This window comes from Psychrobacter fozii (genome assembly GCF_003217155.1).
Lineage (GTDB): Bacteria > Pseudomonadota > Gammaproteobacteria > Pseudomonadales > Moraxellaceae > Psychrobacter > Psychrobacter fozii.
Genome location: NZ_QJSU01000004.1, coordinates 167,006 through 179,967, shown reverse-complemented (window position 1 = coordinate 179,967; position 12,962 = coordinate 167,006). Strand labels below are relative to the sequence as shown.

Below are 12,962 nucleotides of genomic sequence, written 5' to 3'. Positions count from 1 at the left end.
TGGGTGCATGCTAATAACAGAGGCATACATCGATGTCACATTTAAATAATCTCACACTTCTTAATAGTATAAGCGTGAGATTACTTGTTTAATAACAGTGCTTTTAATAACAATAGCACTAATCGCTGCTTTATTAGCATGAGCGGTATCGTCTTTTACTAGCTAATTATCTGTTGGCAGACACATTCAGAGCTGAAATATTGCCCCTAATGTATCAATCTAAATCACAAAAACGCACAACACCGAGAAGGGTATAAATCAAATGATTCCTTCAACAGTGAACAGATAAGGCTAATACTAAAACAACTATATATTAAACATAGGTAAGGTCATGAAATAAGTTATTGAAACAAAAACGCAAAAATAGAAGGAATACCAATAACTCTGAGTATCCAACTTTTTCTACGTCAAATCAGTCGCTATCTACTCTTTAAATGGTTTGTAGTGGAGTAAATAACAACTCAAATATTTTGTTCAGCAACAAAGGTCAGCAGATAAGTCTGTTTGATAGTGAATAGAATATCTATCGAAATAAGCTATCAATCAGGTATCACTAAACCATTATTGCAACACTAAAATTCAGGAGTAGTCAGCCATAAAAATGTATTTTGGCTGAGCCATATCAGCTCATTTATCATATAGAACAATGAGATTTTAGATATTTACCATCATTTAAGCGCCATAACCGGAAGCTGTAATAAATGGGAAGTCTCATGACAAGACGTTCTTTCTTCAAGTAATAATATGCGGATATTCATCCGATTATTCAAGTATGGTTAAGAAATTAGCGATAAAACTTAACAATAGGGCTACAGACGGTCAGAAAAGGCATCCTTTTTGGTGCATTAATTAAGGTAAAACATTGATTGTGAGAATTGAAATAGTCGCTTCAACTTTCAATTCCCACAAAGAACTCTGAATCTAGAGATAATACCTAAGATTTTAAACTGAGGTTTTAAGCAGGGTTGTCGATATCAATAAAGGTTACAGGGACGCCAAATTCTTGAGATACTATCTTACCCAGTGCCTGAATGCCGCCTCGTTCTGTTGCGTGATGTCCGCAGGCAAAGTAATCAATCCCAAGCTCACGTGCGATGTGGGTGGTGCGCTCAGAGATTTCACCAGAGATAAACGCGTCACAGCCCATCAATGCAGCTTGTTCGATCATATCTTGTGCGCCACCTGTGCAGATACCGATACGTTCTATCAATCTATTACTTGTTTTAGAAGATGAGTTTTCATGATATTCAGCTGCGATATGTAGTGGTGTACGTCCTAATGCTTGAGTAATCTTCGCGATAAGATCATCGACGCTCTGTGGTACACAAGTGGCAATATTGCCAACTGGGTGCGATTCAGTAGGATAGAGTGGCCCAGTGATGGTCAGATCTAGCATCTCAGCGAGCATGGCATTGTTGCCAACGACAGGATGGGCATCTAGCGGTAAATGATAGCCAATCATAGAGATACCATGTTGCATCAATTTGCGAATACGTCGACCTTTCATACCTGTGATAGTGGCAGGTTCGCCTTTCCAGAAGTAACCATGATGTACCATGATCGCATCGGCATTATCAGCGATAGCCGCATCAATCAACGCTTCACAAGCGGTCACACCCGTGACGATACGTTGGATAGGTCGCCCACCATCCACTTGTAAGCCATTGGGTACATAATCTTTAAATGCGTTGGCTGACAAATAGTCGTCACAAAACTGCGTTAGCGCCTCTACTGTTATGGTGGTGTTGGTTGATTCTGTCGAAATGTCGATAGCCGTCATGGTATGCCCTTATTGTTGTCGCAATCGGTCAAATGATTGCAAATAATCCATAGTTTTTTATAATAATCATTTTAACATGGTGTTGTAAAAGAGTAGACAAAGCTACTAACTGAAATGGTACACGATACGTTACCATTTGGTATGGTTGGCGGTTATAATTTGTAGGCGTGAGCTGTACTGATTGATAGCGTCTTATTAGAGCGTGGCATCAATACTGGTTTTAGTATTAAATAAAAAGAATCAAATCAGCAGCAGTGTACACTCATTACTTATCATCATTTTTTGTATTAAATTTATAGAGGTTGTATATGTCGTCATCCCGGAACACCAATAACAAGACTTCTTTATTAAAATGGTTACCTTGGGTCTTATTGCTGCTAGTGCTGGCAGCGTTTATCTGGTTGTTTACGAGTATGAAATCGACGTCAGAGGCTAAGTGGGAGCCGCCGAGAACCTCAGCGGCTGATCAGCAAGCGTCAGAACCTGTTGCCGATACGCCAGCACCTATCTCCTCTTATCATAATGCGGTCGCCCGTGCATCCCAGTCGGTCGTCAATATCTATACCACACAGACAGTAGCAGAGCATCCTTATATGGATGACCCTGTGCTGCGTCGGTTTTTTGAGTATCATGGTGGCCAATCAGCAGAGCAAGGCAATACCAACTTAGGCTCTGGTGTGATTGTGTCAGAAGATGGCTATATCGTGACCAATGCCCATGTCGTCGAAAAAGCCGATGAGATTACGGTTGCCTTTAATGACGGTCGTAAGAGCCGCGCTAGAGTGGTAGGTACCGATCCAGACAGTGATTTGGCCGTAATTAAAGTTGATATGACAGGATTGACGCCGTTAGGATTCCGCGAAGATCCTATTCGTGTGGGTGATTTGGCATTGGCGATTGGTAATCCGTTCGGGGTGGGTCAGACTGTGACCCAAGGTATCATTTCAGCGACAGGTCGTACTGGGTTAGGTGTGAATAAGTTTGAAGACTTCATTCAGACGGATGCTGCGATCAATCCTGGTAACTCAGGTGGCGCATTGGTGGATGCTCGCGGTGAGTTGGTTGGTATCAATACCGTGATTTTTTCACAATCTGGTGGCTCTCTCGGTATCGGTTTTGCCATTCCTACCTCTATCGTAGAGCAGGTTATGAATGCCTTGATTAAAGATGGTAAGGTCAGTCGAGGGTGGTTGGGTATCGAGATACAATCACAGCTACGTGATCCAACGCAGTTAGAGACGTCAACGGGTGTAGAAGTGCTAAACGTCATTGATAAAAGCCCAGCTGCGAAGAGTGGTCTACGCGTGGGTGATATTATCTTGACCATTGATGGTATTGAGATGACGGATGCCAACACGTTGATCCAATATGTCGCTCGCAAGTCTCCTGATACACAGCTTGATGCACAGATATTGCGTAATGGTAATAACAAGCAGGTCACCATCTCGCTAGAAGTACGTCCAGAGCAAGAGCCTGTTGCACTTCCTGCTTCTGTGCAAACTGAGAGCTTTGCTCAGCCTGATCTACAAAGCGAACAGCAGAACGTTCCAATGATGTCGGAAGCAGAGCGTGACCGTATGCGTGAAGAGCTGCTAAAACTGTTTGAGAATGATGGTGCTCCTCAGTAGTTACCTTTAACATCTCTCGTCATCGCTCATAGCAATGAGATATTAGTATAAAAAAAGCGCGCTATCTATATAAGATAGCGCGCTTTTTATTTGTTTTTCTCTACTTTACGATAGGCTCATGATTGATATGTATAACGCCTTGTACACGGCAACAGCAAGGCAGTATCTCATCCTCGTCAATCATGGCGAGTGGCTCAAATGGATAGTCGACCGTATGTGAGCTTGCGATACGTTTGACTCGGCAACTCCCACAATAGCCCTCGCGGCATTGATAATTAACCTCATGTCCGGTGCGCAGCAGTCCATCGAGCAGACTCTCATCGTCATGCAAGTAAAACTGCTGCTTACTGGTCATTACCCACGTCATAATTCATCCTATTTGGATTTGACTATCTTGCTGCTATATCCTACAGCCATCGAAGCGTAAAACACTATTAATGCCTAAAGTACTGTTGACACCTAAAACACTATTAAAGCGTAAAACTATTACAGTTCAAAGATCTTATAATTCAAAGCTCTTATAATTCAAAATCATCAAAGTCGCTGTCTGATAAGTCTGAGTCAATCTGACCAACCAAGTAAGAGCTGATTTCTGTCTCTTGCGGAGCCACTTGCACATTGTCAGACGACAACCATGTATTGATCCATGGAATCGGATTTGATTTCGAGTTCGGGAACACGGCTGGCAGGCCAACGGCTTCCATACGCAAGTTGGTGATGAATTCGATGTATTGGCAAAGAATGTCTTTATTTAGACCAATCATCGAGCCATCTTTGAACAGATAACCTGCCCATTCTTTTTCTTGCTCGGCAGCCTTGCGGAAGATCTCGATGCTTTCTTCATAGCACTCTGCGGCAATCTCGACCATCTCAGGATCGTCACGACCATTGCGCATGAGGTTGAGCATATGCTGCGTACCCGTCAAATGCAGTGCTTCATCACGAGCAATCAGCTTAATGATTTTAGCATTACCTTCCATTAATTTACGTTCAGCAAAGGCAAATGAACAAGCAAACGACACATAGAAGCGAATGGCTTCTAAGACGTTGACTGCGACGATACACAGATACATCTGCTTTTTCAGAGATCGCAAATCAACAGTCACTTCCTCGCCATTGACGTTGTGCGTACCAGCGCCGTACAAGCTATATAGCTGCGAGTTGCGGTACAGATCATCGTAATATTGTGCAATATCCGAGGCACGCTCTAAGATGTGCTCGTTTTGCATGATGTCATCAAAGATGATGTTTGGATCGTTGACGATATTACGAATGATATGAGTATAGCTGCGTGAGTGAATGGTCTCAGAGAATGACCATGTCTCAATCCAAGTCTCAAGCTCAGGGATAGACACGAGCGGCAATAGCACCACGTTTGGGCTACGGCCTTGGATAGAGTCGAGTAGGGTCTGGTATTTGAGGTTACTCAAAAATATATGCTGCTCATGCGAAGACAGGTTGCCAAAGTCCATACGGTCTTTTGACACATCAACTTCTTCTGGACGCCAAAAGAACGAGAGTTGCTTTTCAATCAATTGCTCAAAGATAGGGTGCTTTTGTTGGTCATAGCGCGCTACGTTGACTGGATTACCAAAGAACATTGGCTCTTTTAGCGCATTGTTTGGTGTCTGTGAAAAAATCGAGTAGGTCATGAGACTGCCTTTATAATTGATACGGTTATTGATTTATATAGTTGTGACTGGCTTTCATTTAATTGTATTACAAGTTTTCTAACGATATCTGTGACGACTCTTGTCCATCGTTCATATAGGCTTTGAATATCTCGCTCAGCTCACTATCATCGAGCGCTTCTAATTCATCGAGTGCGCTTTTGCGGAGGGTACTCACATCAGACTCTTCCGCTGCTGTTTTTAAGTCTTTTTTAGCTGCTCTCGATACTGGTTTTTTGGCTGCTTTTGCGACAGTTTTTTTGGTGACGGCTGCCTTTGGTGCTTCGCTCGCCTCTAACTGCTGACGCACCGCTGCAATATCAACCTCGACTTGTACGATATGCGAGCCACCATCGTTTAGGTCTGAAAATACATTTGGGATAAACAAACCACCGTCTTTGATGATTGCGGTATATTGCACATGACCTCCGTCATTTTTATTGTTTGTGTATTTCAATGATATGTCCTAAATTAAATGGACCATTTGATGCCTATTAAGGGATTTTCTTCAGCTTTTTGTTGCCAATACATCATCTTCTCATTATCTGCTTCAGTGCCTTTAGCGCTCAACTTTTTATAATGCTTTGCTAGCCTATGAATGGCCAAGCGGCTGCCTTGGTTAGCCAGCGCTTCAATCTTAGGCAGTACGTTTTTGACACAATCAGCATCTGAGCTGTCAAAGTCTTCATCAATCATCATCACTTCTGTATCGAGTGACCCTGCTTTTATGAGTAAATTGAATACTTGAGTTGGATCATCATTTCTCCAAAGCGGATTGGCCTTGCTGATGCCTCCATCTAAGGACATAGCTACGCCTAGTATCAGCTCGTCAACATACTCTGGACGGGCATGATCATAATATTCAACTAGCTTTTCTAAGTAAGCGATGGCTTGATAGTCATCTTTTGGCACGTATTCGCCTAAGTAATAATAGCCAAATAAGCTTATTAGTTCTTTTACAGCGACTTCCTGTGGTATGACATGACCTCTGTCTATCAAGTCCTGCATTTGAGCATAACTGTCATAATCAGAGATGCTGCCTGTTTCGCTAAAGGTTGCAATATCAGCATTCATAATGTATTTATCAGCGAACTGACGCTTTAGCTGAATGAGTTTAGCAGCTTCTTTATCTATGGTTACGGCAGCGTCACGTTTGATGAGAGGATGGCTTAATGTCTCTCTATAATAGTAACCACACTGGTCACGTGTATTGACTTCTACCTCTATCTCTTCATTATTTGTCGTTTCAGCATAACTGCTAGTCGCTAACAATAGTGTTGATAGTAGTAATGAGGTCTTAAAATTTTTCATGAACCATCCTTAATTAGGCTTGATTAGCATTACTCTTCTAAAGCCAAAGGAACAGCAACTGTGTTCGCTATTTTAAATTTACTCTGCTGCACTGTAATATCTTCTAATAATTGATATTCGTAGAAAATATCAAAATAACCATACTCTTCTTCTGTTGGACAGCTTGTACGACATTTATTAATAGCGACATATGCTTTTATATTATTATCAAAAGTATAGTCTTTCGGATTGACGAACGGTTCAACAAAGGGTTTACCCGCTATATTCTGATAAATAGTTTTGGGTGATACAGCAAGGTTTTCCATATCTTCTAATGATGAATCGTCTTCGTTTGTTATTTCAGGAACAAAGCGTTTAGTCGTTTTGCCTTGCTCAAATACGAGGTAGTCCTCTTTAATAGTTGCCTTAACAGTATCTTGATAAGTTAAATTGATACGTGCTGAGATAGCAAAGTCATTAAAATTATTTTTATTATTAAAGGTATAGATATCTATTTCTTTATCACCGCTATTCTTGTCGTTAGGGTTATAAGCAAGCGAGATTGAATTATATTTCTGAGGTAGCTTGCTAATATAAGGTCTTTTACTGCGATCAATATTTTTATTCAAAATAGGCGTCAGCGTTGGCATCTCATTCAATACATTATCGTAGTTTATGAACGTATTATGGCTAAAATAAATACCATTAAAAACTACTCGACTAGTCTCATTCAACTCAGTGGTATGACGACCATAGACGTTGAAAGGATAAGCGTCATAAGCCAGTAAGTGTAAATATTTACCATCTACCACTCGCCAATCACCAATCCTAATAGGGGTAGTAAAGCTGGAGCCAATTATTGTATATTTTCGATTTTTAGAAAGTGTAATTAGCTTTTGTTCCGCTTTAGACCCTTGTCCAAAAGATAACGTATAGTGTCCAACTAAATTATTCTCTATATTTTTATACTTATCGTCTATCTTATAAATTGGATCAGCAAGCTTTGACTTGGCTGAGCTGTTTGTTAATGAGCTATCAACCTCTCCAAAATTTTGAGCACTCACTGGTGTAGATAACAAAGGGATCATGAGTAGACAAGAGAGTAGTGATATATTACTTATTTTCATAGTGGTACTCTCTCGTCATTCTCGTAAATATTAGATTGTTATCTTATCGGTGCGCACCCTACAACTTAAGTTTGTTATTATAGTTATGATTATATATTTATAACGTCTTCTTAATACTATAGAATCGTCTGCCAATACAAGTTAAGGGCTAAATTTATGCTATCAAATATACTGCGTTTTTCAGGATCATTGTCTATAATTTTTCTAATAGGGTGTGCTGATAATACCTCTATATCAGATCCGAGCCAGCCTGCTAGTGAAACCTCTCAACCAATATCAACACCACAACTAACCTCTGAAGATACTCTTGAAGAACCAGCTAGTATAGATTCTGCTGAACGTAGTAGCAGTAACAACAACATAGCTGAACGAGATGTAAATTATGCTAATAACCAAAACGGTTATAAATCAATAGACTTTTTAACGCCGACTAACTATTCAGTAAAGCATTTGAGCAAATATAGTTTTCAGGAAACATCTGAAAGAAGTTCGTGGAAAGCGGTAAATAATAATGCTGATAACGATGTCGATAATTGTCTTAAACCTGCTATTGAATTGGTTGCGCTTCCTAAGATAAAAAAAGAAGGTTATTCTTATGACTCTTTCGATGCGTTAAATAAAGCAGGGCTATCTGCTGAAGAAAAACAAAAAGTTGAAAATATTATTTACAGTGATCAAGAAGCGATGGATAGTATAACAACGTATCTAGTGAACTGCATGGTAGATCATGGCTACACCTATTCAAAATAATTATAAAGCACGGAGTAGGTTAGGCAGTTGCTCACTTACCTTAGCGTACATTGTTCATATCATCGGTGCGCTGGGCGCACCTTACGATTCAATAAGCCAGCCATTATTATTCGCGATATTTTCAATTAATCCGAGATGTGCACAATCAGCATGTTTCTCGAAATCTTGACCGATATCCATTCTAATTTCGCTAATCAAGCCTTTAATCTGTTGCCAAGTTAAGTAATCGATAAAGTCTTCAGGCTTACTGTTGTTTATGTCAAATGAGTCTTTGAACAGCAACGGCGGATGGTAACGTTTGCAATCATTTGGCGAGTCATGAACGACTTCCATAAATATACAATAATTTCTGTCGTCATCTGCGGTGAATCTTAATTCAAGCGAGCCACCATCACGGTAAGTTGTTGCATTAGCAGAGCATTTATAACTGATTGGTGAAGACAGCTGCATTTTTATCTAACCTATTTAGTAGGCATAGGGTAAATTCCATGCATCTTTTCAATTATTTTATAAAATCGATATGCTAAGCGCACTTTATAAGTCTTTTACATAATTAGACTCTTGACCGTTCCAACCACACTCTACACAAACACCATCTGTAAAATGATGGCTACAATTTAAATAGCCATAAAGTTTGTGAGCGCAATTAGGGCATAAACTTGCCATCTTTGAGCTATCTATAAAGTATGATGATTCGCACTCATCACAAGTGCTATTTGCTCTATTCATGATTTGATTCAAAGACCAATATTTTGACGTAGTAGGCGTAGGGTGTGCTTTGCGCACCTTTAAACACAATTTCTATATAATCGGTGTGCTGGACGCACCCTACAACTAATATCTATCTAACTGTTAGGTGTTGCAAGCTTTACATAACCTACGTTTGCTGTATTTTATAAACAGGTTTATGGTGAGTTAGCTAAAGCGTGAACCATCAACAATATAGTAAATACATAGATGGTATATTACGTTTTACCGTCATTCTCTACGACAATTTGGAAAACTAACTTACCCTACACTGACTATTTTTTCTTATTAACGATAAGCTCCATGTAAGAATTATCCCGGTTATTTTGAGAATTGGCTTCTGGTGAACGTCCTTCATTTATCGTTATAAATGAAGGTTTTACATCGGTTGTAGGCATGTCTGAGTTTATATCTAAATTAGACTTTCTGCTGTCTCCAATATTAATCTTCTTGTTAATTGGATTTGGCTTATTGTTGCTCATATTATTATCCTAATATTTTCAATGAGATTAAAATTGCTAAAGAGAATGTTATTAATGCTATGAAAAACTTAATATTCTTCGATATTGATATAATATGTTTTTGCTTACTACTGACTGTTTTGTCTGTAGCATCGATTACTAGTTGAAAACAACTAATTAAGTAGTGCTTATATTCTACTGAATTATTCATTTTTGTACTTTCAAGAGTATTTAGAATACTGGGCATCTTTTGCAGTTCAACTAAATCGAAGCACTTTAAAACTGCTCGGAAAGTTAGAAAGCCAAATATTGAACCAATTGAAAAAGTAGTTACAAAGACTAGAGTCAATATAAAGTACATCAACGAAACTTTATAACTAAATACCAAACTTTCTATAGCTGAACTCGAAAGTACAACAAATAGCCCAGTAAAGATTATAGAAATCACTAGTAAATATTTATTAGCTTTTTCATCTACATTTCTAAGTCTAAGAGTACCTTGTGAATATTCTTCTCTCAATATAGAAATACTTATATCGTACTTAGCTGCCCAATCATCTATCCTTGAATGATCTTTTCCACCATCCCCATTTTCTATTCTTTCATCAGAAAACGTAGAGCAAGAATTTTTATTAGTACAGTCATAGCGATTAAAACTATTAGAAATCAAGGAATTATAATCTCCATTATGTTCAAGAAAAATCGTACATCTAGAGAAATCCTAAATCTTACATGCACCGCCAGCACAATCATCTTCCATATCCGCTTGGGCATCGTTCGCACCATCACGAGTGTTATGGTAGTACAACGTCTTCACACCCATTTTATAAGCGTTTAGCAAGTCTTTTAGCAATATCTTCATCGGCACACGGCCACCAGCATAACGGACTGGATCGTAGTTGGTATTGGCAGAGATACTTTGATCGACGAACTTCTGCATGACAGCGACCAGCTTTAGGTAACCGTCATTGTTTGGCATTTGCCATAGTAGCTCGTACTGATCTTTTAGCGTCGTAATCTCAGGCACGACTTGCTTTAAGATACCATCTTTTGACGCTTTGATAGAAACCAGACCACGTGGTGGCTCGATACCATTGGTCGCGTTGGCGATCTGACTAGAGGTCTCAGACGGCATCAAGGCGGTTAGGGTAGAGTTGCGTAGACCGTGCTCAGTGATCTCGCCACGTAGCGTTTCCCAATCGAGATGTAGCGGCTCTTGGCAGATTTTGTCCAAGTCGGCTTTGTACGTATCAATCGGTAAGATACCTTGTGAATAGGTAGTCTCATTGAACGCAGGGCAAGCGCCTTGCTCTTTTGCCAATTTGTTTGACGCTTTCAAGAGATAAAATTGCAATGCTTCAAATGTCTGATGGGTTAGACCAAGCGCGCTGTCGTCTGAATAGCGCACGCCATTCTTGGCAAGGTAATAAGCATAGTTAATCACGCCCACACCGAGCGTACGGCGACGCATGCTGCCGTTTTGAGCCGCTTTGACTGGATAGTCTTGATAATCGAGCAGGGCATCAAGTGCACGGACGATTAGCTCGGCTGGCTCTTCGATATCGCTGACGTTTTCGACTTTACCCAAGTTGACCGCTGATAGCGTACAAAGCGCGATTTCGCCTTCTTCGTCATTGATATTATCAAGTGGCTTGGTCGGTAGGGCGATTTCCATGCATAGGTTTGACTGGCGAATCGGCGCAACCGTCGCGTCAAATGGGCTATGCGTGTTGCAATGATCGACGTTTTGGATATAGATACGACCCGTACTGGCACGCTCTTGCATCATTAGGCTGAACAAGTCGGCTGCTGGAATTTGACGGCTACGAATGCTTGGGTCATTTTCGTACTTGGTATATAACTCTTCGAATTTGTCTTGATCTTCAAAGAACGCATCATAGAGGCCTGGGGTGTCACCTGGTGAGAATAGCGAGATGTCTTGGCCTTTGATGAGGCGCGTGTACATCGTTTTGTTTAACTGGACGCCGTAATCCATATGACGGACACGGTTGTCTTCGACACCGCGGTTGTTTTTGAGTACCAGTAATGACTCAACTTCTAAATGCCATAGTGGGTAGAACAATGTCGCAGCACCGCCACGGACGCCACCTTGTGAGCAGCATTTAACCGCAGTTTGGAACAGTTTATAGAATGGGATACAGCCAGTGTGTTGTGCCTCGCCGCCACGGATAGGGCTACCAAGGGCACGGATGCGACCCGCATTAATGCCGATACCAGCACGCTGTGATACATAGCGTACGATGGCACTGGTGGTCGCGTTGATAGAGTCTAGGCTATCACCACATTCGATCAATACGCACGAGCTAAACTGACGCGATGGCGTACGTACACCAGACATGATAGGCGTTGGTAGTGAGATTTTGAATTGTGAGGTCGCATCATAGAAGCGCTTCACATAGTTCATACGCTCTGACTTTTCGTAACGGCTGAACAAGCACATACCGACCAGCATGTACAAGAACTGAGGGCTTTCAAAGACGGTTTTGCTCACGCGATCTTGGACGAGGTATTTGCCTGCCATTTGCTCAACAGCGGCATAGGCAAGATTCATATCGCGCCAGTGATCAAGGTATTCTTCTAACTCATCAAATTCAGCACGGCTATAGTCAGCTAGGATATGCTCATCATATTTGCCAGCATCAGTTAGCGTTTTGACATGATCATACAGATGCGGCGGCGTAAATTTGTTGTAAGCAATCTTACGTAAATGGAAAATAGCCAAACGCGCCGCTAGATATTGATAATCAGGCGTGGTTTCAGAGATAAGGTCAGCAGCCGACTTGATAATGGTCTCGTGGATATCACGAGTTTTGATGCCTTCATAAAACTGGATGTGCGATTTTAGCTCAACTTGTGATACCGACACATTATCCAAATTGTGAGCTGCCCACTCGATTACCTTATGAATTTTATCTAAATCAATAAGTTCTAATCGTCCGTCACGTTTGGTCACTTTGATTTTGTCGATATGTGTCATGCTGGCCTCTATTTTGGTTGCTTATATTATTCGTTAAACGGTAAAGCCCGCTCAACGTTTTTTATCGTACTGCTTATCTAAACACGCTATCTAAACATGGTAACTGCTGGCGTTAGCTGCTCTTTTTTTAGGCAAAAAATACCCAATACTCGTAGTGACGATTAAAATCACTGAGTACTACATATAGCGTGTTTATTAATTGGTAGGCACAATATAGCGGGAAAATTTTGAAAATACTATATTGATTTTAGAGTGAAACTATGTTGCTGAGGGCTTGTGTGTTGTCCAAATTTTGGCAAAGGACGATGGGATAAGGGTTAGACGCAAATGCGCTCATTATAAATTTTTTGTAAAAATATCGTGACGGTTTGATTTTTATTTTATCGGTTATTGTCGACTGATAATAGTGATCGTACTGGCGATAATGCGGGCGCAGATTGTACACCAAACCACAAAAAATCGCCACCCATATGAGTGACGATTTAGACGGAAAAGGGGTTGTTTTTTTCTA

12 protein-coding genes are annotated in these 12,962 nt (G+C 40.5%); 2 read left to right on the top strand and 10 right to left on the bottom strand.

What is annotated here, in order from left to right:
- Window positions 1–955 precede the first annotated feature (955 nt).
- Window positions 956–1,780, bottom strand: a complete 825-nt coding sequence (locus DFP82_RS06845; RefSeq protein WP_110922987.1) for a Nif3-like dinuclear metal center hexameric protein — start codon at window positions 1,778–1,780, stop codon at window positions 956–958.
- Window positions 1,781–2,088: 308 nt separating this feature from the next.
- Here DFP82_RS06845 and DFP82_RS06840 point away from each other — a divergent pair, with 308 nt between their 5' ends.
- Window positions 2,089–3,408 carry a S1C family serine protease gene (locus DFP82_RS06840; RefSeq protein ID WP_110922986.1) on the top strand — a complete coding sequence of 440 codons (1,320 nt, stop codon included), beginning with the start codon at window positions 2,089–2,091 and terminating at the stop codon, window positions 3,406–3,408.
- 100 nt (window positions 3,409–3,508) lie between these two features.
- Here DFP82_RS06840 and yfaE read toward each other — a convergent pair whose 3' ends face one another.
- The 5 genes from yfaE to DFP82_RS06815 form a co-directional block, all read right to left on the bottom strand.
- Entirely contained in the window at window positions 3,509–3,775 is a 267-nt protein-coding gene (gene yfaE / locus DFP82_RS06835) for a class I ribonucleotide reductase maintenance protein YfaE (protein ID WP_110922985.1), read from the bottom strand.
- Between the two features lie 151 nt (window positions 3,776–3,926).
- On the bottom strand, window positions 3,927–5,060 hold the full coding sequence (gene nrdB, locus DFP82_RS06830) for a class Ia ribonucleoside-diphosphate reductase subunit beta (RefSeq protein WP_110922984.1): 1,134 nt from the start codon (window positions 5,058–5,060) through the stop codon (window positions 3,927–3,929).
- 67 nt (window positions 5,061–5,127) lie between these two features.
- A complete protein-coding gene (locus tag DFP82_RS06825) occupies window positions 5,128–5,535 on the bottom strand; it encodes a hypothetical protein (protein WP_227680823.1) in 408 nt (135 codons plus the stop codon).
- Window positions 5,536–5,549: 14 nt separating this feature from the next.
- Window positions 5,550–6,389 carry a hypothetical protein gene (locus DFP82_RS06820; RefSeq protein ID WP_110922983.1) on the bottom strand — a complete coding sequence of 280 codons (840 nt, stop codon included), beginning with the start codon at window positions 6,387–6,389 and terminating at the stop codon, window positions 5,550–5,552.
- Between the two features lie 29 nt (window positions 6,390–6,418).
- Window positions 6,419–7,495 (bottom strand): hypothetical protein, encoded by a 1,077-nt coding sequence (locus DFP82_RS06815; protein WP_146221329.1) that lies wholly within the window; start codon window positions 7,493–7,495, stop codon window positions 6,419–6,421.
- 156 nt (window positions 7,496–7,651) lie between these two features.
- Between DFP82_RS06815 and DFP82_RS06810 the strand changes: the two genes are divergently transcribed.
- Complete coding sequence (locus DFP82_RS06810; protein ID WP_110922981.1) at window positions 7,652–8,245, top strand: hypothetical protein; 594 nt, start codon at window positions 7,652–7,654, stop codon at window positions 8,243–8,245.
- Between the two features lie 81 nt (window positions 8,246–8,326).
- Here DFP82_RS06810 and DFP82_RS06805 read toward each other — a convergent pair whose 3' ends face one another.
- The 4 genes from DFP82_RS06805 to nrdA all read right to left on the bottom strand — a co-directional run bounded on the left by DFP82_RS06805 (window position 8,327) and on the right by nrdA (window position 12,451).
- Entirely contained in the window at window positions 8,327–8,695 is a 369-nt protein-coding gene (locus DFP82_RS06805; RefSeq protein WP_110922980.1) for a hypothetical protein, read from the bottom strand.
- 572 nt (window positions 8,696–9,267) lie between these two features.
- Window positions 9,268–9,474, bottom strand: coding sequence for a hypothetical protein (locus DFP82_RS06795; RefSeq protein WP_110922978.1), 207 nt, complete (start codon window positions 9,472–9,474; stop codon window positions 9,268–9,270).
- Between the two features lie 4 nt (window positions 9,475–9,478).
- Complete coding sequence (locus tag DFP82_RS06790; RefSeq protein ID WP_110922977.1) at window positions 9,479–10,123, bottom strand: hypothetical protein; 645 nt, start codon at window positions 10,121–10,123, stop codon at window positions 9,479–9,481.
- 51 nt (window positions 10,124–10,174) lie between these two features.
- Entirely contained in the window at window positions 10,175–12,451 is a 2,277-nt protein-coding gene (gene nrdA / locus DFP82_RS06785) for a class 1a ribonucleoside-diphosphate reductase subunit alpha (RefSeq protein WP_110922976.1), read from the bottom strand.
- Window positions 12,452–12,962 lie beyond the last annotated feature (511 nt).

Coding starts and splice junctions, on each gene's coding strand:
- DFP82_RS06845 (WP_110922987.1), bottom strand. CDS start 1,780: ATGACGGCTATCGACATTTCGACAGAATCAACCAACACCACCATAACA.
- DFP82_RS06840 (WP_110922986.1), top strand. CDS start 2,089: ATGTCGTCATCCCGGAACACCAATAACAAGACTTCTTTATTAAAATGG.
- yfaE (WP_110922985.1), bottom strand. CDS start 3,775: ATGACGTGGGTAATGACCAGTAAGCAGCAGTTTTACTTGCATGACGAT.
- nrdB (WP_110922984.1), bottom strand. CDS start 5,060: ATGACCTACTCGATTTTTTCACAGACACCAAACAATGCGCTAAAAGAG.
- DFP82_RS06820 (WP_110922983.1), bottom strand. CDS start 6,389: ATGAAAAATTTTAAGACCTCATTACTACTATCAACACTATTGTTAGCG.
- DFP82_RS06815 (WP_146221329.1), bottom strand. CDS start 7,495: ATGAAAATAAGTAATATATCACTACTCTCTTGTCTACTCATGATCCCT.
- DFP82_RS06810 (WP_110922981.1), top strand. CDS start 7,652: ATGCTATCAAATATACTGCGTTTTTCAGGATCATTGTCTATAATTTTT.
- DFP82_RS06805 (WP_110922980.1), bottom strand. CDS start 8,695: ATGCAGCTGTCTTCACCAATCAGTTATAAATGCTCTGCTAATGCAACA.
- DFP82_RS06795 (WP_110922978.1), bottom strand. CDS start 9,474: ATGAGCAACAATAAGCCAAATCCAATTAACAAGAAGATTAATATTGGA.
- nrdA (WP_110922976.1), bottom strand. CDS start 12,451: ATGACACATATCGACAAAATCAAAGTGACCAAACGTGACGGACGATTA.